At 45.9% G+C, this 20,258-nt stretch carries 14 protein-coding genes; 12 read left to right on the top strand and 2 right to left on the bottom strand.

Annotation, left to right across the window (positions count from 1 at the left end; all coding sequences use genetic code 11):
* Positions 1 to 138 precede the first annotated feature (138 nt).
* On the top strand, positions 139 to 1,047 hold the full coding sequence (locus CTT30_RS15110; RefSeq protein ID WP_239869835.1) for an SPOR domain-containing protein: 909 nt from the start codon (positions 139 to 141) through the stop codon (positions 1,045 to 1,047).
* A gap of 14 nt (positions 1,048 to 1,061) precedes the next feature.
* Here the strand turns inward: CTT30_RS15110 and CTT30_RS15105 are convergent, their stop codons facing one another.
* A complete protein-coding gene (locus tag CTT30_RS15105; protein ID WP_239838720.1) occupies positions 1,062 to 1,832 on the bottom strand; it encodes a chromosome partitioning protein ParA in 771 nt (256 codons plus the stop codon).
* Positions 1,833 to 1,937: 105 nt separating this feature from the next.
* Here CTT30_RS15105 and CTT30_RS15100 point away from each other — a divergent pair, with 105 nt between their 5' ends.
* Positions 1,938 to 2,834 (top strand): response regulator, encoded by an 897-nt coding sequence (locus tag CTT30_RS15100; protein WP_239838774.1) that lies wholly within the window; start codon positions 1,938 to 1,940, stop codon positions 2,832 to 2,834.
* An 8-nt stretch (positions 2,835 to 2,842) separates the two neighbouring features.
* Here the strand turns inward: CTT30_RS15100 and CTT30_RS15095 are convergent, their stop codons facing one another.
* Positions 2,843 to 4,450, bottom strand: coding sequence for a hypothetical protein (locus tag CTT30_RS15095; RefSeq protein WP_252035548.1), 1,608 nt, complete (start codon positions 4,448 to 4,450; stop codon positions 2,843 to 2,845).
* Between the two features lie 409 nt (positions 4,451 to 4,859).
* Between CTT30_RS15095 and CTT30_RS15090 the strand changes: the two genes are divergently transcribed.
* The 10 genes from CTT30_RS15090 to CTT30_RS15045 all read left to right on the top strand — a co-directional run bounded on the left by CTT30_RS15090 (position 4,860) and on the right by CTT30_RS15045 (position 20,215).
* The gene (locus CTT30_RS15090; protein ID WP_252035546.1) at positions 4,860 to 5,597 is read left to right on the top strand and encodes a hypothetical protein; all 738 of its coding nucleotides are present in this window, start codon (positions 4,860 to 4,862) and stop codon (positions 5,595 to 5,597) included.
* Positions 5,567 to 5,950 carry a VOC family protein gene (locus CTT30_RS15085; protein ID WP_252035544.1) on the top strand — a complete coding sequence of 128 codons (384 nt, stop codon included), beginning with the start codon at positions 5,567 to 5,569 and terminating at the stop codon, positions 5,948 to 5,950. The genes CTT30_RS15090 and CTT30_RS15085 overlap by 31 nt, the downstream gene beginning before the upstream one ends.
* Positions 5,951 to 5,956: 6 nt before the next feature.
* On the top strand, positions 5,957 to 7,156 hold the full coding sequence (locus CTT30_RS15080) for an MFS transporter (RefSeq protein ID WP_252035543.1): 1,200 nt from the start codon (positions 5,957 to 5,959) through the stop codon (positions 7,154 to 7,156).
* A 276-nt stretch (positions 7,157 to 7,432) separates the two neighbouring features.
* On the top strand, positions 7,433 to 10,891 hold the full coding sequence (locus CTT30_RS15075; RefSeq protein ID WP_252035541.1) for a T6SS effector BTH_I2691 family protein: 3,459 nt from the start codon (positions 7,433 to 7,435) through the stop codon (positions 10,889 to 10,891).
* 9 nt (positions 10,892 to 10,900) lie between these two features.
* Positions 10,901 to 11,857, top strand: a complete 957-nt coding sequence (locus tag CTT30_RS15070; protein WP_252035540.1) for an immunity protein TsiV2 protein — start codon at positions 10,901 to 10,903, stop codon at positions 11,855 to 11,857.
* Positions 11,858 to 11,860: 3 nt separating this feature from the next.
* Positions 11,861 to 12,760 carry an immunity protein TsiV2 protein gene (locus CTT30_RS15065; RefSeq protein WP_252035539.1) on the top strand — a complete coding sequence of 300 codons (900 nt, stop codon included), beginning with the start codon at positions 11,861 to 11,863 and terminating at the stop codon, positions 12,758 to 12,760.
* A 334-nt stretch (positions 12,761 to 13,094) separates the two neighbouring features.
* On the top strand, positions 13,095 to 13,535 hold the full coding sequence (locus tag CTT30_RS15060) for a PTS sugar transporter subunit IIA (protein ID WP_239838714.1): 441 nt from the start codon (positions 13,095 to 13,097) through the stop codon (positions 13,533 to 13,535).
* A gap of 11 nt (positions 13,536 to 13,546) precedes the next feature.
* Entirely contained in the window at positions 13,547 to 14,944 is a 1,398-nt protein-coding gene (locus tag CTT30_RS15055; RefSeq protein ID WP_252035538.1) for a PTS fructose transporter subunit IIBC, read from the top strand.
* Between the two features lie 88 nt (positions 14,945 to 15,032).
* On the top strand, positions 15,033 to 17,447 hold the full coding sequence (locus tag CTT30_RS15050; protein WP_252035536.1) for a GH92 family glycosyl hydrolase: 2,415 nt from the start codon (positions 15,033 to 15,035) through the stop codon (positions 17,445 to 17,447).
* Between the two features lie 62 nt (positions 17,448 to 17,509).
* A complete protein-coding gene (locus tag CTT30_RS15045) occupies positions 17,510 to 20,215 on the top strand; it encodes a GH92 family glycosyl hydrolase (RefSeq protein WP_252035534.1) in 2,706 nt (901 codons plus the stop codon).
* The last annotated feature ends 43 nt before the right edge of the window (positions 20,216 to 20,258 follow it).

Below are 20,258 nucleotides of genomic sequence, written 5' to 3'. Positions count from 1 at the left end.
CTACACTAAGAGCCGTAACATGTTACGGCTCTTTTTTTGCATCTGAATTTTTTTAGTAGTGAGTCGTCAATAATGCACTCTATCGTTTAGAGTATGGACATCGAATTTAAGGTTTAAATAAAGAATATGGGAACGAGAATGGCCGTTACATTTAGGCGACCTTTAATCGCACTTATGAGCATTGCGGTATTCGCTTTACCAATGCAGTCTGCTCCGGCCTATGCGGAAGAATTTTTGTGTGATGCAACTCAGGCCTCTAGCGACACCTTGCCTTTGCTCGATGCTGCTTGCCCGATTGGTAAGGGGATGTGGGGAAAACAAAAACCAAAAGGTCAGGCGTCTTATTTCTGGATTCAGTGTGGTGTGTATGGCAAGCCTCTGGCTTTGCCTGAAGCGAAGAAAATATATCAACACATCAGTGCGGATGTATGGGCTAAGCCAGAGGGGAAGGCGTATCGTTGTTTGATTGGCCCGTATAAAGCTTTTTCTGAAGCAAAGTCCGATCTGGCTAAAGTCAAAAAATTACCGGATTACAAAGAAGCTTTTATTCGTGAAATCGTGAAAGGTGCACCAACGGCCAAAGCTGTCCCAGTTACTAAGTCGGCGGCCAAGCCACCTACTAAAGTGGCACAGCAAAAAACAACGGTTCTTCCTGCACCAAGTAAACCTGAGCCTAAAACTTTAGCCCAAGCGAAGCCGGAACAACCGCGAAACCAAGGGGTGGCGATTCGTCAGCACGCCAACATAAACGGTGTCGAGTATAAGGTGCCGTATAGCATGTTTGGTAACGATCAGTTCTATATGGAACATGAACTGCCTTGGAATCGCATGGATTATGAAATGGCTTATAAGACTTGCTATCGAATGGGAATGCGTTTGGCGACGGAAAAAGAGTGGCAAGCCTTGCTCAATGCTGACGTTATGTCACGAGATAAATGGCCAATGCATTTGCCTTACTGGGGCGCGGATCGAATTGGTTTATTCTACAGTGGTAAAGTTAATCACCTGAAGGGCACATCTTTGCTGAATGTGATGTGTGTGAAATAGCAATCAACCAGTAGCTAAGTGGGTGACTGGTTTTTTTCTTCACTCTCTTTAATTAAGTCGAGGTATTTCTTCTCGACAAAGTCTTTCTCTTTGGTGATGTGGTGCAGTTGCTGCTGCACAGCTTCAAGTTGGGTTCGCACTTCACCGATGTCACCTTTCTCAGCCGCTTTCTTCTTATACGTCTCTATGATGCCGAGCAATTGTTGTCTTTCTTGCTGATAGTCTTGTTCGAGCTTATTGAAGCCGCCAGCTTCACTGATCTGGACATACTCTTGCTCAAGCTGCTCGAACTGTTTCTCTAGTTGCTCTTTTTCTTGTTGCAGGCTCTCTACGGTATCCGATTGCTTCAGGAGTTTGTTCTTGGCTTTTCTTAGCCCTTTAATGCTGCGGTTGAGGTCACCTTTGAGTTTTTTTATCAATTGATGTGATTTACTCAGTTTTTGGTTGAGGTCTTCGATGGATTCCTGATCTTGAGCACTTAGCCCTCCTTCATTAGCCGATTTGATTTGCGATACTTGTGCCTCTAATGCTTGCTGAATAATGATCAGGTCATTCAATGTGTCACTATTTTCTGCGGTGTAGTTCAAGGCACTGTCAACCGACTGTTGGCACAGTTCATAGGTATTGCGGTCCATATTTTGGCCATGAACGACCTCTCGCGCAAAATGGCGAAACTCACGCAGTATCAAAAGTAATATCACAAACCAGACTAGCAGAATAAAAAGACCCATATCGATCGCTAGGGCGACGAGGTTCTCTGCTGTGAGAAGAGGTGCTAAATCCATGAACTCATTCCATGTTTTTTGAATCCTGTTAGAGTCTAAGTTTAGTTGTCATCACAAATTGTGCCTATAATTTAGACAGTCCCCAGCTAGAGTAGAATGCGATTTGTGAAGATCCTGATTGTCGATGACAGTAAAGCCACATTAGAAATTGTTCGGCGAGCGCTGGAAAATTTTGGTTATCGCCGTTTGTCGATCCAGAAAACAGACAGTGCTCTGGATGCCTTAGAGCAAGCTAAGCAATGGCAACCAGAGATTGTGCTCACCGATTGGTATATGCCGGACATGACAGGGTTGACCTTAATTCAAGAAATCAAAAAGCTGGGGTTGGACATCAAGATGGGCATGATCACCACTGTTGATGATCAGTTGCAAATCAATCAAGCCAAGGCGGCTGGCGCCAGTTTTGTACTGTCTAAACCTTTCGATGATAAAGAGCTGCATCGCAAACTTTTGCCGTTGGTTCAGGGGGCAGAAGAAAGCGAGCGGGCATTGGAAAACATTAACGATGTGCAAAAAGAGCTCGCGCTGCCTAAATTGTCTCAGTTGGAAAAGCTGATGAAGCGAGAGGTGAGTGACCGCTTAGTGTTGAATAATATTCGTCAGCAGTCGTTCGATGAAAGCAAAATCCCTTGCCTGCTTGCCGTGTACGAGGATGGCGAAACGCAAAGGCCGCGCGCGGTGGCTATTCTCGACATCTATGCGATTTGTGTTTTCTCTCGCAGTAATTCAGCCATCAGCAAGCAAGATCTCCAACGCGCCATTCATAGTAAATTGGTGAGTAAAGATATTCTCGATACTTGCCAACAGGTATTGGAGAAGTCTGCACTGGCGTTTCTGGATAGTAATTCACGTAAAAGCCTGAGATTGAAAAATGTCAGTTTTATACCTTCCGCATTTGAAAAGCTTGAGGCCTTATACAGCAAAGAAGCTGACAAGAGGGTCGACTTTTCTTGTCAGCTTGAAGATATGGCACAAGGCAAAGTGACCTTGATCGGTTTTTAACGCCTAGGTCAGTCTCTTGCAGGTTGGTTAACGTAAATCGGGTTAGAGTAGAACCACAAGTCTTTCCAAGCCATCGCGGCAATATCTGATTGATCCTTATGGAGATCAGAGATTGGATTACCTTGCTCATCTACGTAATTTTCCGTACCTTTTGGCGTGTTTGAACCTCGCAGGCGCAAATAATAAGGATTATCTTGTGCGGGGATTGTAAAGCTCAGTGATACTGTATTGCCTTCTCTTAACCAGCTTTCGGTTCCGCTTTCGAAGCTCTGGATGACTTTGGCCAGATCTGTGTATGGCTGGTCATACATTTCATCACCGGGTAGCAATACCTGATTGGTAATCGTACCCATAATGACATCGACGAACTCTACGTTTACATCATCGCCGTTATGGTTCTTGTCTGGCATGGTGAATTGAATATTTACCGTTGCTGGCAGAGTATGATCAATGGCTTGGCTTCGGCCCATCTCAACTTTTTTGCCATTTTGAGTCATATGGAAATCTAGGTCGGTGATCAGGTCACCATGTGTAGCAAAAGATTTACCGCTTTTAATTGCGTTAATAATACCTTGTGGAGATTCTTCAGTGAGGTACAAGTGGGTTTTGCTGTACTCGCCGGGCCAAAAGTCTTTGAGCATGCTATGAAAGTCACTGCCGACGAAAATCGAGAACTGATGACCTTCTGATAATAAAGCGTCCCATGCTCCGCCCACTTTCGCTGTCATATAATCAAAACCGCCATAAGTTGTACCATGGTAGGCTTTGTAGTGTTCACCTTGGGTATTAGTCATCATGATCGGCGTGACCATTTCATATGAGCCTCGCGCCTCAGGATTACGTTGGTGTCCAGGTGCTCCTTCCATACCAGCAAAGACATCGGGGCCTGTGGCTAACATTTCACGGATAATCTCAATACGATACTCATGCTTTCGAGATGGGTGGTTTAACGTGAAGAAACTGTTTGTTGGGTGGTTTTGTTGCAAGTATGCTACGCCGTCCAGCATATTTTGCTTGTCGGCTCCACCCTCGGATTGGTCATTCGGGTTGCCCTTAAAGTAGTGGTTATGGAAGCTGTTGAGTTCTGCGGAAGTATGATAGCCCTCATCAATAAACAGCGTGGTATGCTCATCCACGTATGGGGCGGTCCATTCCATACCCTTTAATAGCAGCTTATCGCTAGCTAGTTCCTGTTGACGATAATTGTTCAGATGCTCCAGCATGATATTGGAGTTAAACGCATACTCACGTTCGTGCTTGGCGTGTTCAAAGTTGTCTTTGGCGTAGTCGTGGTTGTGAGGCTCTTGCTGATCTTTCCAGTCTACGATAAATGAGCCTCGGCGAGCCATACGCCACATATTGTCTGATGAGATTTCAAAACTCTTAAAGCCACCATGATCGGTCGAAATTAAATAGTCCATTCCGTACTTGTTGTAGCCAATATCCAGCACAGATGTAATTAAGTTATGACCGTCAGACGCAGTGGAGTGGATGTGCATATCACCGGTTACCCATCGACCTGAGGGTGTTGGGTCTATTTTCGCTTCTTCGTCTTCACAACCTGACAGTAGGGCGAGGGGTAAAAGGAGAGGGGCAGTATGCTTGCGAATTATCATCGTGACTCGTCGGTATTGGTTATCAAAAGCCGCGAGTCTATTTTTGGAATATTAAGGTGAGGTTACGAATATATTTCAACACTCAGACTCATGCTGAATCATTCTTAACATCCGATTTGCTTCGTTAGGGGATAGTGATTAACCATTTTTTTGGATTATGGCGCGATTAAACAGATAGCTGTCATTAATAAAAAGTGCTGATGTACATTATCCCTCCATACGTCTACATCATTGTTTTAATTGATATTAATATCAGTATTGAGTGGTGCCGCCATTGGGTTGTTATATGATTTATCTGTTTTTATCTTAATTAGTGTTAGTGAGTCGAAGTCAGTGCTTTTTTGGTAGTAAAACCCAATGCATAAGGTATGATGCGCATATTGTTTTTTACTGATAACGTTAACAAACCATGGATGTACGTAACGCTGATATGGAAGCGATGTGCCATGTATTCAAACGCTATGTCGAATATATGGGGGTTGATCAGACGGTGTCTTTTTCTCGGGTGGATACACAACTTGAGCAAGTTAAGACGGTCTCGACCAACTACTCATGGCATCTAGCCTATTGGGGTGACGAGTTATATAAGAACCTGCATTCACGCTTAAAACCAGGTATTAACTTGTGGAATAGCCAAGGCGCCCAAAACTTCCGTGAATCAGCGCAAGCGAGCCATAATCGCGTCGATATAGTCACCAACCAAGGTTCGCAATACGACATCCTTTCGATTTCTTTGCCTATCACGCCTTTACCCTGTGACGTGGTCAGTCAAGCGATTGCGTTCCGTCCTAAGGTTAATCATCTTGCTCTTGAGTGTTGGAGTGACAAACCGATCCAGATTCCGATTGATAGTTTGTCAGTCACTAATACCGCTCAGTCGAATTATGCCGAAGAAAAACCGTATGTGTTTGGTAACCTGACGCTGACACACGATGAACTGACCAGCGTACGTTACTTTCTTGAGATGAAAACCTTTCAAGAAGTGGCTGTACTTCGCGGCTGTCAAGAAGCGGAAGAAGCGCACCGAATCTATACCATCAAGTGCAAACTTGGCTGTGAGAATCAGCCCGATTCGGTATTTTTTAGAAAACTGGTGGAACACGGAGTGACCGTCGCATGTCTGGACAGTTTCATCACGTATCGCTAACAGTCAGCGACTTGGTTGCCAGCCAAGATTTCTATGCATTGTTTGGTTACCAGCTTGAACGACGTTATCGGGATGAGCAGGTCACCATTCATATGTTGGAAAACCAAGGCTCGAGAATCGAGCTTTTTCATTTTTGTGGGGACGTTTCAGCCCCAGTTCCTGAATCATTGATCGCGTTAAAAAGAGTGGGCATCACCCATTTCGCTTTACGTGTGAATGATCTTGAAGCCTTTCATAGAAAATTATCGGAAGTCACCAACATCACTAATATTTACAACGCTAGGCTAGGTCGTTTCCGTTACTTTTTCTGTTCAGACCCCGATGGAAATCAATTAGAACTTATAGAGGAGTAAAACAGAATGTCACTCACCTGGAAACAGCGCACCAGTGCTGTCCTTGGTAATGCCATGGAGTTTTATGATATCGCTGTATTCGCATCGATATCTATGTACATTTCCCAGCTATTTGCCACCCAAGGCATTGAGCACTCAGAGCTGGTGGTATGGGGCGTCTTTGCCCTACGTTTTTTGATTCGGCCTTTTGGTGGCGTCGTGATAGGTCGTTACGCCGACAAATATGGCCGTAAGCGTGCGCTGGTTTTTTGTAACCTTCTGACTGGCTTAGCAACTGTCTCGATGGCGTTTGTCCCTGTGGATACTGTTGGCCAGTATGTGGTGGTGGTGTTTTTATTCTTCCAGATGATTCAGGCCTTTAGCTTTGGTGGCGAATACCCAACGTTAATTAACTACCTTCTCTACGATGCGAAGAAATCAGAACGCTCACGTGTGAGCAGTTTGATTGTTGCGAGTTCCATTGTCGGTGTCATCATTTCTCTCCTTATCGTAGCAGGCTTAGAACACTATTTAACGGCGGAAGAGATGAGCGCTTGGGGCTGGCGAGTACCGCTGCTAGTGGGTGTCGCAAATATTATCGTAAGCTTGTATTTACGCTTGTCTCTACCAGAGTTACCGAAAGCTGAAGCCATGGCGAGTAAGTCTAGTCGTCAGATTGTGGCCAAAGTGTTTTGTATCTCGATTCTCGGTGCGGTGGTGTTTTATGTGCAGAACCTAGCCAGTGGTATCTTGGGTAAAGCAATGGGTATTGAGAACCTGGCGCTGATCAACTCGTCAGTGTTGGTTGTATTGTTGTTCGTATTTTCTTTCATCGTAGACAAAAGTTCCTCACCACAACAAGCATTTAAAGTCGGAGCGCTGTTTATGCTGTTTGCTGCGGTACCTTTGTTTGCACTGCTTGGTTCCAGTGAATTCATCTGGCAAGCGTTAGCAGTGTTGGGGATCAGTGCTTTAGCCGCGATTATTTTAGGTAACCTCGCCGCACTCCTATGGCAGCAATCCGCTAACCAAACCACCAGCTTAGGTATTGGTTACAACATTGCCTTGTCTATTTTTGGTGGTTTGACGCCGCTGATTGTGACAGAAGCGATGTCGTTCAGTTCTGCCTATGTCGGGGTTTATGTGGCGATAGCGACATTGCCGGGGCTTACGGTGTTGTATCGCTTCAGTGCTGCGGTGCACCAAGAGCCCATTCAGTCGGCATAGCAATTCAACGGTTTTAATAAAGGCTTTAAGGCGATGTACTTAGAGCCTTTGTTTTAAGCGATAGCTTTGAATTGAACCGTTTAAAGTGAATAAGACGACAACCAAAAATTGAAGGCTGAACACAAGAAATTGGAAGATTTTCCAATTTTTCGTAATTGATGAGACGTAAAAAACTCTAACCTTTTGAATATATTAGAATATTAAAGTGGGCGTACTTTTTGCTTGGTTTGCGCTCCAGCCTTGAGGTTAGCCTTGTTCCAATGACAGAGTAAAAAGATGAGTAAAAGCCTGCCACTACCCCCTAAAACGTCAATGTTTTGGGTTGACCATGCCTATTCTTGTGAAGAGGCGACGGCTGCCTATGAAGCGGATGGCAATTTGTTGTCGTTCGCTGAGGTATCCGAGAATCCATCTGATGATGTTGCAGGCTCTCCGCCTAAGCACAGTATGTTCTGGGAAGGGGGTACGGAAAAAATTGAGCCGCCTGTCCAAAAAGAGCCGGAGCCGCGCAAGTTTACCAAGCCAAAAACATCAAGCGAAGCGGCGCCCGCTCACTTTGTTCCCGTGCGCTACGCCTTGGACCAGTTAGAGTCTGAAGACACACAATCATTTGGCCTGCCGGAACATTGGCGCGGTCAAGGGCCTGCACGGTTGAACACACTCAGTTACACCCTAAGACAGCTAAGAGATGGCTGGCTGTATGTCTACGATGCCAAACAAAAAACGCTGGATGAGTATGAGGTGAAAGGTGCTCAATTCACCTATTACAAACTAAGTGAAAGTGAAGACCCACAATCATCGCAGCGGGGTAGCCCTCAAAAAACTTCTCCCTTCCTCAGTTATTCTGAGGACAGTGTGCTGTCACTGTGCTTTTCAGAGCACCGTTGGACATGGACCATGTACTTAAAGGTTCTGGACAATGCAAGCTCCCACATTGGTCGGATGCAAACCGTCGTGCTTATGCCTAATGACCACCAGCGTCATATCAGCCCGATTGAGAACCTCACCGAGGTGGCTGACATTGAAGCATCTGCCATAGAAGATGGGCGCTTTGCACAGTCCTGCGTGGTAACGATGGCCGATGATGCCTCTAGCACTATCAAGCCAGTTGCGGTTGAAAGCGACATCACTGGTGCGTTACCTGAAGATGAGGCGGCTTATTTTATCGCGGTCACAGATCATGCCGCAGATGTTCGAGATATGGCGATCCATTTTGCCAGCATTGCTAGCCCTTATCGGCTGTTTACCGAGCAATACGCCAGCCAATGGCAATTGATGCAGACGGCGATGCAATTGTGCTTGTTTGGGGCCAGCGACAAGATCGATTTTCCCTACCGCGTTAGAAGCAAGAGTCAGCAACTCGAGTTTTATCAAAAGATGGGGGAGTATTATGACAATCTTGGTATGTTGGAGCTCACCCAGCAATCGCAAGGTCCTATCGTAAAAGGAATGCCTTCGACGTTTTCACAAGGGGATATTGACTATTACCAACACCAGACCACGTTAGTGGCGGAGTCGATTCAAAAAGAATTTGGTATTTCAGCCTCACAATTTGGTCGCTACGAGCAGTGGATAGCTACGGATCGCTGGCGTAGGCAGCTGAATTGGCAACAAATGCTCAGTGAAATGCAAGCGTTATCTGAGCAGAAGGACGCGATGTTAGCTCAGGTTGTAGCCGCTAAGCAGGATTTTATCGCGGCACTGGAAGCATTGTCGCCACACCACCTTGAGCAGATATTCGATTTATACAGCGAAGAGACGCAATGGAGCCTTAGCCAGCTTCACCTTGAAGCAGTCGAGTCTTTCAGTTTGGTGATAGAAGAAGACGATAGAGGCTGGGCGGAAAGTCAGTGGTCAAAACCCACCAGTATGTTGCCACTTTATACAGCGGGCTTCAGCCGAAGCATCTATAAAAAGCTGGAAGGGGCGTTACCGTCCCCACTTGAGGTCAATAGTGAATCTCAAGAAGGCATCATGGAGCATGTATCGGCGTGGAGCAATCGCACTGGCATGTATGCCAAAATCGTCGACTTTATGTCTAACCCCAACAGTTCAGAAACCACGATACTCAAAGAGCTTGCACAAGGCTTCCAGAAGTTGGATGAGATCTTTAAGGCCGCGGCGAGCGCGGCAATGCGGGGTGTGGCTGAGTTTTCATTGAGCTATAGTGCTCAGGCCTCTTCGCTACTGATGGCTACGCTTTCTAAGCCCATGCAGCGCCACCATTTCCACTGGCGTGCTGCCTTCGCTGAAATCGTCGCCCATGCCACTGCTGTGACTATACCTAATGACTATGCGGCCAAGTTTGCAGATTGGCGTGAGCGTATGAATCAATCTCACAAAGAGTTAAAACTGGTCAACCAAGAGCTTGCTGCCCAACGCAGTAATAAGGTATCAAGCAAGCAGCGCCAAGCCTTGCTGGACAAAAAACGTCACCTACAAAAAGTGGTCAATGCCAATGCCTTGGGGTACCCGCAGCGGATTGTGCTGGAAGGTAACCTAGTGCAGCGCACATTAGAGTTGCAGCGCAAGATCTTGAGCAATCAAGTCAAAAACCTGCATACCTTGTTTGAAAATGTCGGGGGCTTAGGTTTTCTGGCCTTTCTCTTTAACGCTATCGCGCTCGGGGATGCAATCATTACGATTGAAGAAACCGGGCTGATGTCAGAGGATGACTTCCTTGATGTGCAACAAAAGCTGTTTTATGTCGCAGCAGCATGGACTGGGATACGGACAGGGACGTTATGGAATAATGTTAGATCCAGTGAAAAATTGAGAGGCTCTTCATTAAACGCACTACGCGTTTTAGTGGCTAACAATGATAGATTTTCGGGTTTAGTTTTAGATGATCTGAAGTTGTTTAACAAATGGTTAGCCATCACTGCAAGCTTTGGTATGTTAGCTTCTGGAATTGAAGCTTACCGTTCATTCCAGAAAATAGATCAAAGTTATGGTGTTGAAAAACAGTTACATATTGCTAATACCCTATCCTTATCAGGCCTGACTTTAGTTGGCCTTGGCCAAATGATTGGTGGTTTGAGTGGATCACTGTCTGTGAACTTGATGTTTGGTGGCCCTACTATGGCATTTATTGCAGTGCTAACGGGGGTAAGTATTCTGATCAATTTAACTCTTAATAATATCAAGCAAGATGACTTTCAGAAGTGGCTTGATCGCTTACCTTGGGGTTATCACCCTGAACGGGTGCGCTGGAGCCAGGCCGCGACACTAGCAGAGCGGGAACAGCAGGATAGTCAACTGGTTCAAGAAGCCTTATTTGAGCTGCACAGTATTGTTCAGCAGCCTATGATATATCATAAGCCGATCGAGCAAGTGCAAGCCTTCAATAGGTATACTCATAAAACGTTGGTAGGTGTTGAAGTGCATATTCAAGTGCCTAATTCGGTGGCTAAGCAAGGGGTAAAACTGCGCACCAATACCCAAGCCAGTGCAGAAGAGCTCACCGCTGGGCGCTGGTACCCAAATGCGGAGCTAGAGAGCTTAGCCGCCAGTGCGACCCAAGGTAAAAGCGTGTACAGTGTGACGCTACCAGTCAGTGACAATATGCAGTATTTGGCATTGCAAATCAGCTACCCAAGCGAGGAAGGGGAGCGGCACTACTGGTTGCAACATGCGATTAAACAAACCGCTTCTTACAGTGTGATTTCAGAGAGCAGCAAACAAGCGGTCATCATTCAGACGCTAAGCGATACGCAAGGCGAAACCGTGTTATAGGAGTAACCTTTGGCTTATTTACCCTTTTATATAACTCCAGAAGAGTTTGCGGAGAAGCAAAAGCAGCAAGAACAGGAGATAGCCTCTGGTCGCAATCAGATAAGTTGGTATAAATACGATATTGAGGAGCCAAATAGATATCACAATATATTGATGAGCCTCGTACCAATTTCTTTGTTGTCGGTGATGCTGGGTTATTTTTGGCTTGCTAGTGGCAAAGATGCCTTTATGGGTTTTGGTTCCCTTGTTCTTTTGGTGTTTGGCTATGGCTATTGTTATTTACTCTTTGGTCTTGATTATCGCTACGATTACCAGCTCTCGGAACTAGGCTTGGTTGTGAAAAAGCGGCGTAATATTCCCCGTTGGGTGAATAGTGCCTCTCAAGTGGCAGCGTGGTTTGGTGCCATTGTGTGCATTTTTGCAGTATCAGTTGCAGGCCCTATGATTCTTGCTGGTGCGGGTGGGCTGATTTTACTTTCTTTTACTGGGTTAAAGCGCCAGCCGGATGATAAAGCAGAGGTACGAATTGGTCATAGTGAAGACTGGTTATTTGCTTATTACAATACTCAACGCAAAGTGATAGTTCTCTATCATAAGTGTGATCATTGTGAATATGAAGATGTTGCTAAGACTGAAGTCGTTCGTAGTCAGAGCCGAAGTGGTAGTTACCTCTTCTTTAAAACGGTTGAAGAAATGAGGCAGGTTGTTAATACGCTGAGTCAGTGTCATCAGCTAGAGTGTTGTGAAATCAGTAACCCTAAGTCTCTTTTTGGATTAGATGGTGGTAGGCCTGAACCATTGCTAAAGATACCCTCGCGAACGATGTTTTATCAGAAGTCAGAGGTCGATCTATTGAAGCAAAAAAAAGCGCCCCTTCCAGACTGGAAGTACCTTTATCAGGGAAAATTTCGTACTAAAGAAGAAATTACAAAACTACAAAACCAGCCACTGACCGCTGGGGAGTAACCCTTGGCTTATTTACCTTTTTATATAACTCCAGAAGAGTTTGCGGAGAAGCAAAAGCAGCAAGAGCAGGAGATTGCCTCTGGTCGCAATCAGATAAGTTGGCATAAATACGATATTGAAGAGTCTTTTCGTTATTTGTACTTGTGTTACGGACTGGTTCCTCTTATTCCTCTTTTTATTCTCACTTATGTGTTATTTGATCGTGACGAGGTATTTTTAAATGTCATGATGATTGGTCTATCCATATTGATGTCAGGTGTATGTTACTTAACGTTTGGCCTTGACTATCGTTATGACTATACACTTTCAGATAGAGGGTTAGTGGTAAATAAGCGGCGTAATATGCCCCGTTGGGTGAATAGTGCCTCTCAAGTGGCAGCGTGGTTTGGTGCCATCGTGTGCATTTTTGCAGTATCAGTGGCAGGCCCTATGATTCTGGCTGGTGCGGGTGGGCTAATTTTACTTTCTTTTACTGGGTTAAAGCGCCAGCCGGATGAAGAAACCGAAGTGCGAATTGGGCATAGTGAAGATGGATTGTGTGCTCGTTTTAACTCTAAAAGAAAAGTGATTGAATTGTTTCATAAATTCGACAGTTGTGGCTATCAGGACGTGGCCAAAACTATAGTGTCTCGCTATCATTCCATTGGCGGATCTTATCTCTTCTTCTCTTCGCAACAGCAAATGGTTCAGGTATTAGAATTACTGTCTAACGAGTGGAAAATTCCATGTGAAGAATTTACTAATACGAAGACGCTGTTCAGCTTAAGTGACTTACCCGAACTATTTTTGAATACTCCTTTCAGAGGGACAACTTTCCCAGTTAATGAAACGCAATCATTACGATCTTCAGGTGCGCCGCTACCAGAGTTTGAGTACTTCGAGTCCACCATCTCCGAGGACTAAGCCTTGGCTTAGTGACCTCTTTCTTGGTCACTATAAAACCAAGCAGCTTTAAACTGTGTGGTCTATAGCGCTGACGCTTTACCAATCTATACATGGCCATTTTCTGGTTTTGTTCTCCCCAACAATGATTCCACTCGACCTCTGGTTATTAGCGAAGGGTCGAGGTTTGTGATAGCCCTATCATTTTTCCCATGCCTATTTTGAGCCTTATGACATTGCTCACAATAGAGTTTAAGTGATACAAAAATATAGTTATTGGTTTTTTTTTGCTATTTAAGAAATATCCGACATTCTTTAAATTTAACTCATTACTCCAGAACCAATGAGTTAAATAATGATTACAGAACTAACTAACGTCAATTTAATTAAAGGAAACCTTCAGGCCAACAATAAAAAAGAAGTTTTTGAAGAGCTTTCCAGCATGCTATTTGAAAATGGCAACATTAATAGTAAAGAGAATTTTTTATCTGATATTGAAGCACGTGAATCATTAAGCGTGACGTCAATGGATGGTATTGCTTATCCCCATTCCAAAAGTAAAGCGGTGGTTAACCCTGCTATTGCGGTTGGTGTCAAGCGTGAAGGTATTGATTACGCTGATGAAGAAGGTGTTGAACCAACAGTCTTTTTTATGATCGCTTCTCCTGATAATGGTGCAGATCATCATATCTATGTCCTCCAAGAACTATTTGGCAAGTTTAGCGAAGAATTTATTGGAGAAATTCATAACGCACAAGACGAACAACAAATATTAAATGTTTTAATTAATTCTTAAGGCGTGAAATTATGACGGCAATTATAGCTCAAGAAAATAATAGTAGTGACTATAAAAAAATATTAACTACGATGAAAGGCCATCTTTTATATGGCACTTCACATATGTTGCCCTTTATTGTGGCTGGTGGTGTACTACTCGCTCTTGCAGTAATGGCATCAGGTAAAGGTGCGGTGCCAGCAGACGGCCTATTAGCTGATATTTCTAATATCGGTATTAAAGGTTTGGTGCTGTTTCCTATTATTCTTGGTGGTTTTATCGGTTACTCAATTGCAGATAAACCGGCATTAGCACCAGCGATGATCGCTTCTGGCATTATGGCAGATATGGGCGGTGGCTTTCTTGGCTGCATCGTGGCGGGCTTCCTTGCTGGCGGTGTCGTACTTCAGCTTAAGAAGATACCGCTTTCTACCAACATGACCGCGTTGGGTGCGTACTTTATTTACCCTCTTCTTGGCACACTGATCTCGGCGGGTATTGTGCTGTGGGGGATAGGTGAACCTATTAAGGTTTTCATGGCGTCAATGAATGAGTTCTTGGCTTCAATGGCTGGGGCATCAAAAGTAGTGCTGGGAACGATTCTGGGTGCGATGACAGCCTTTGATATGGGCGGCCCAATCAACAAAGTGGCAACACTGTTCGCTCAAACTCAGGTGGATACTCAGCCTTGGCTAATGGGTGGCGTTGGTATCGCTATTTGTACACCACCACTGGGTATGGCACTTGCTACCTTCCTATTTAAGAAAAAATTCACCAAGCAAGAGCAAGAAGCGGGTAAAGCGGCAGCAATCATGGGCTCAATCGGTATATCGGAAGGTGCCATTCCATTTGCCGCAAATGACCCTGTTCGAGTTCTGCCTTCGATTGTAGTGGGTGGTGTTGTTGGCTGTGTATTTGGCTTCTTAACCGACGTATTGCTGCATGCCCCATGGGGAGGCCTGATTACTGCGCCTGTATCTAGCAATATTCCAATGTACGTTGTCGGTATCGCATTAGGTTCCATGACCACTGCTCTGATTGTCGGTTTCTGGAAGCCTGTTGCTGAAGAATCAGAAGACGACACACAAGAGGCTGAGCCTGTTCAGGCAAAACCTGCACCTGTAGCTGGCGAAGGCGAGTATGACATTGTGGCGGTAACGTGCTGTCCTTCAGGCGTTGCACATACCTTTATGGCGGCAAAAGCACTGGAAAAAGCAGGCGCCGCGGCTGGCATTAAAATCAAGGTTGAAACCCAAGGTCAGAACGGCATTCAGAACCGTATTACTGACCTAGATGTTGCCAATGCGAAGCTGGTTATTCTGGCTCATGATATCCAAGTGAAAGATGTTCACCGTTTTGCAAACGCCAAGGTGGTGGAATGTTCAACCAAAGAGGCTATGCGCAAGGCAGCAACACTGATTAATTCATAAGCATCCATAACGTTAAGCTCCTAATTAAGAGCCCTTTCCCCCAAAGGGCTCTCCTCCCTACTAAATATAACGATAATACGGTAAGTACATGTATAGACGTAGTTTACTTTCACTCGCCATTCTAGTCGGCCTTTCTGGCGGGTTAGTCGGCTGTAACAGTGACAATGACACCAGAGATAAACAGCCTGTTGATCTGACAGTGTTGGAGTATGTTGATCCAATGATTGGCACCGCGGCATCGGGGCATACCTTTCCCGGAGCGACAGTTCCGGCAGGCATGGTACAGTTGTCCCCCGATACGTTTATTGGCTCTGAAACGGACCATGAATCTGGCATGAACCCTTGGCATTCAGCTTCTGGTTATTGGGATTCATCAAATTACGAAACCGGTGAAATAGTCGATACTGATATGCCACTTTACGGTTTCTCCCATACTCATCTCTCTGGCACAGGTGCCACCGACTTGGGTGATATCCTAGTTTTACCTTATGCTGATTTAGCCGATACCCAGATAAACTCCTTTGACAAAGTCAATGAAGAAGCAAGCGCGGGCTACTACAAAACTAAGCTAAACCAAGGCCAAATTGAGGTTGAGCTGAGCGCAACCAAGCGCGTTGGTTTACACCGATATGTCTTTGCTGAAGGTGCTGAGCGAAACGTTAAGTTCGATTTAGGCCATACCCTTTTGAACAATAACGGTGAATCACTCAACAACAAGCTGGAAGTGGTGGATGACTACACTCTTCGCGGTAGCAAAAAATCCACTGGTTGGTTCCAAGGCCAAGATCATCAAGGTCACGATATCTTCTTCTATGCCAAATTTAGTCAGCCAATTGCTAGGGCAATGTTGGGCGAAAGTGACAGTTTGCCTACTCAACCGATGGCTCAGAGTTCGGTTTACGAAGGTGACGACCTAACCGCCTATCTAAATTTTGGCGCGGGTGATGAAGCTATTGAGATTCGAGTGGGTATCTCACCAGTGAGCTGGCAAGGCGCACAGAAGAACTTAGAAGCCGAAGTGCCAGAGTTTGATTTTGCGCAAACGAAAGAAGACGCAGAGTATGCATGGGCTGAAAAGTTAGCCAAAATCAAGCTAGAAGGAGGCAGTGACGCAGAGAAAACCAACTTCTACACCGGTATGTATCACATGATGATCGCCCCGATAGAGTTCTATGATGTCGATGGGCAGTATGTGGATATGTTGGGCGGTTTGCGTCAGTTGGAAGCAGGGGATACCCCTAACTACTCTATCTACTCCACTTGGGATACGTTCCGTGCTGTTCACCCGATGTGGACCATTATCGATCCTAAACAAGCGACTTTGTACGCCAAAGATTTAATTCGCAAATCCAATCAGGAATTTGGGTTAGTGCCTAAATGGGAAGGGCACGGCTCAGAAACGGGCACCATGATTGGTTATCCCGCGGCTGCGATCTTGGGTGATGCAGTGACCAAAGGCTTAGTTGATGCTGAAGCGGCGTATTCCGCCTCGGTGAAGTCTGCACGTTACGCTCCAGATGAATATCCGCAGATCCACGATGATATTTTAAGTTCAGTGATGGCTGGTCAATTGAGCTATCACGAAGATGAACAGTGTGTTCGGTATCCGAATTGGAACTCAGTCTCATACTCGTTGGAGTACTCCTTCTACGATTGGACCATTGCCGAAATGGCCAAAGCCGCAGGCGATATGGACGGCTACGAAGAGTTTAAAGCGCGTTCCTATTACTCGCTTAACCATTGGGATGCTGATGCCGGTAATGCCGATGGCACAGGTTTCTTTGTACCTACCGAGCTGAAAAAGGGTGGCGTTGATCCATGTGAGCTGAAATATGCCTCTGCCGATTTTGACCCTTATCTATCAGATGCTTATTACTACACCGAAGGCAATGCCTGGCAATGGCAATGGACCTTTATGCAGGACTTGGACAAGCTAACCGAGATCATGGGGGGCACGTCAGGTTTAAACGATAAACTCAACAACCTGTTTAATGCTGATCCTAATGGCGGTGATGCCCATCAAGATATGACCGGTTACATAGGTCAGTACATTCATGGTAACGAGCCATCGCACCACGTGATTTATCTCTACAACCGTACGGAAGAATCGTACAAGGCGCAGGAGTATCTGGATCAGGTCTATGATGAGTTCTACAAGCCTACTCCGGATGGCATTATCGGCAATGAGGATGTTGGCCAAATGTCCGCTTGGTACTTAATGTCTGCCCTCGGTTTTTACCAAATTTCCCCTACGGATCCCACCTACAGCATAGGCCGACCTATTTTCGACAAAGCCACCGTAGATATCGGCTTGGGTACCTTTACAGTGACAGCGGAAAATAACGGCCCAGACAACATGTACATCAAAGAGGTGACCATTAACGGTAAGCCTTTAGATAAGTACAACACCTTCCAGCACAGCGAATTCAAAGCGGGTGGCGAACTCCATTTCGTCATGACGGGTGACAAGTCTCAGGCAATGAAAGCCAATCTTGGCGAGTAATCATTTCTAAGGGGGCTCAGTGCTCCCTTTTTTGTGTGCAAACTCAATCTTGGACAATAACCATGCAATTTAAGAAAACACTTCTCTCAATCGCAGTGCTCAGTGCTGTGTTTAGTCTGGCTGCTTGTAACAGCGATGACGAATCCGGATTTGATGTGACTGCTACCCCCACTCTGGCATACGTTGATACCTTGATTGGTACCGAGGGCTTAGGCAATGTAAACCCTTCCCCCGTGATGCCTGAGGGGATGATCCAGCCCTCACCGGATAACTTTGACCCGACAGGGTGGGAGGGTAAAGGGTCACCCGTGGAGTATGACCCAGTACACGATTTGCTGTCTGGCTTTTCCATGACCCATATCTCTGGTGCGGGTAAAGGGGATTTAAACGATTTTGCCTTTTTACCTTACACCGGGTTCGACACTGACCCAGTAACGATGGATAAAGCCTCTGAAGTGGCGGAAGTGGGTTACTACGCCGTGGATCTGGTGGAGACGGGTGTTAAAGCTGAACTTTCGGCCACAGATCGTGTGGCATTCCAGCGCTATACCTTCGAGCCCGGAGAAGACCGAAAAATCCGCATTGATCTGCAGCATGAGTTGCTAGAACAGTACGGCAACCATTCGCGCAATATCTATTACAAAAGGGTCAATGATACTACCGTGGTCGGTGCCCGTACTTCTAATGAGTGGGGACAGTGGCAAACTGTCTTCTTTGCTGCTGAGTTTTCCGAGCCTATCGTTGAGGAAAACTTGTATTCAAAGTTGGTCTTAGAAACGGAGCTGACAGAGACGGACGCTACTGAGGTGGGGTTAGAAGACTACCGAGGGTACGCTGAGCATGAGTCCGTTCCGGGCGAGCCGGAACCCGATCCGGAGCGTTTGGCTCGGATGGCCAATGATGTAATGACGCATTTGAACTTTGGTAAGGGTGACGAGGCGCTAGTGGTCAAGGTCGCTGTGTCTGGAACGGGAGTGGACGGTGCACTGAAAAACTTAGCCGCAGATACTAATGGCTGGGATTTTGAGCGTGTGGTCGCCAAAAACCGTACTGCATGGCAAAACGTGTTGGGTGATTTTGAATTGGAGGGGAGTAATCAGGCAGATAAAACCCTCTTTTATACTTCTTTGTATCGCACTTTCATCGCGCCATTTGTCTACCAAGACGTGGATGGAAAGTACCGTGGTATGGATGGCAAAGTTCACCAAGCGAAAGAGGGCGTGGTGAATTATTCTGTCTATTCGATGTGGGATACCTTCCGCGCTGCTCAACCGTTGAAAACCATCGTAGATAAAGAGCGTGCCATCGAACATGTCCGTGACCTCTTGAATAAATACCGCACTGGCGGCGTACTGCCTAAGTGGGAACTGCACTCAGATTATACAGGGGAGATGGTCGGTCATCCTGCTATGGCTGTGATTGCTGATGTCATGGTGAAATACCCTGACGCTTTTTCAGCCGAAGAGTTTGATTTGGCGCTGCAAGCAGCTGAAGAGTCGGTGAATTTTGACCTGAACAAAACCGAAACTTGGGTTCCTTACCAAGACGCATGGAATGGTGACAAACGTTTCACCATCATGACCCGCCACAATGAGTACCAAGAAGACAATGGCTTTATTCCAGCTAATACGAAGTGGGCCGCTGATGCGGGCGATAAGCCAGGCTATGTCGATGGTTTGAAAATGGATAAGTACGATGAACTGGTCAGCGAGTCTGTTTCTTATGGTTTAGAAAATGCGTACTACGACTGGTGTATCGCGCAAATTGCCAAGCTGGCGGGTGATGATGCCCAGTATCAACGTTATATGGCACGTTCAGAGTCGTTCAAAAACTACTTCGATTTCAATCCAACCTACTACGGTAAGCTGCAAGATCCCGATGGCAATGCCTTGGGTGTGACTGGATTTATGCGCCCCGTCTATCTCAATAATGGCTCGAAGGAGTGGGCAAATAACCTGAAAGTACAATGTCTGGATGACAATCTGGCGCTCGCGATTCCAGATCATATGGATTACGACCAGTGTAAAGACCGCGCGGATCTCAAGCCTTACGACACGTTCTGGCCATATCGCGCCGAGCACCGTGGTGAAGACTTCACCGAAGGCAATAGCTGGCAGTGGACTTGGTTTGCACCGCACAACCTCAATGGTTTAGCTAATGTCATGGCGGGCGAATTCATTGAACGTGATGACTTCTCGTTACCTGAAGATGTCACACCAAAAGGCAAAGCGGCATTTTTGACCAATTTGAACGCCTTGTTCAATGCGGATCCAAATGCAGATACCAGCCAATCTCACGACATGTCGGGCTACATTGGCCAATTTGTGATGGGTAATGAGCCCGATCACCATGTGCCTTATCTCTACAACTGGACGGCACAGCCATGGAAGACCCAAGAGGTCATTGATCAAGCCATGAACACGTTTTATCACCCGACCCACGATGGCTTGATTGGCAATGAAGATGTCGGTCAGATGTCGGCTTGGTATGTGATGTCCGCTTTGGGTTTTTACCAAGTGACGCCAGGTGATGCGACTTACACTATCGGACGCCCGCTATTTGATAAAGCGGTGATCCCTGTTGATGGCGGTCAGTTCACTATTACGGCGGAAAACAACAGTGACGAGAATATCTACGTCAAGTCAGCCACCATCAATGGTCAGCCTCTTGGGGAAAATTTTACTTTTGCCCACAACGAGCTTAGGGACGGTGGTGAACTGCACTTCGTGATGACATCCGATCAATCTGAAGCGATGCAAGCACAGTAATCCAGCCTCTCCACAATCGCAAAAAGAGGGGCAAGCCAGCCCC

The sequence above is a fragment of the Vibrio coralliilyticus genome (assembly GCF_024449095.1).
Lineage (GTDB): Bacteria > Pseudomonadota > Gammaproteobacteria > Enterobacterales > Vibrionaceae > Vibrio > Vibrio coralliilyticus_A.
Note: the sequence above shows the minus strand (reverse complement) of the source record. Positions and strands in the feature narration are given on the sequence as shown.

Excerpts from the sequence above, each read along its gene's own strand:
- CTT30_RS15050 (WP_252035536.1), top strand. The coding sequence starts at position 15,033 with ATGTATAGACGTAGTTTACTTTCACTCGCCATTCTAGTCGGCCTTTCT.
- CTT30_RS15105 (WP_239838720.1), bottom strand. The coding sequence starts at position 1,832 with ATGGATTTAGCACCTCTTCTCACAGCAGAGAACCTCGTCGCCCTAGCG.
- CTT30_RS15110 (WP_239869835.1), top strand. The coding sequence starts at position 139 with ATGGCCGTTACATTTAGGCGACCTTTAATCGCACTTATGAGCATTGCG.
- CTT30_RS15090 (WP_252035546.1), top strand. The coding sequence starts at position 4,860 with ATGGATGTACGTAACGCTGATATGGAAGCGATGTGCCATGTATTCAAA.
- CTT30_RS15055 (WP_252035538.1), top strand. The coding sequence starts at position 13,547 with ATGACGGCAATTATAGCTCAAGAAAATAATAGTAGTGACTATAAAAAA.
- CTT30_RS15095 (WP_252035548.1), bottom strand. The coding sequence starts at position 4,450 with ATGATAATTCGCAAGCATACTGCCCCTCTCCTTTTACCCCTCGCCCTA.
- CTT30_RS15075 (WP_252035541.1), top strand. The coding sequence starts at position 7,433 with ATGAGTAAAAGCCTGCCACTACCCCCTAAAACGTCAATGTTTTGGGTT.
- CTT30_RS15045 (WP_252035534.1), top strand. The coding sequence starts at position 17,510 with ATGCAATTTAAGAAAACACTTCTCTCAATCGCAGTGCTCAGTGCTGTG.
- CTT30_RS15085 (WP_252035544.1), top strand. The coding sequence starts at position 5,567 with ATGTCTGGACAGTTTCATCACGTATCGCTAACAGTCAGCGACTTGGTT.
- CTT30_RS15080 (WP_252035543.1), top strand. The coding sequence starts at position 5,957 with ATGTCACTCACCTGGAAACAGCGCACCAGTGCTGTCCTTGGTAATGCC.
- CTT30_RS15060 (WP_239838714.1), top strand. The coding sequence starts at position 13,095 with ATGATTACAGAACTAACTAACGTCAATTTAATTAAAGGAAACCTTCAG.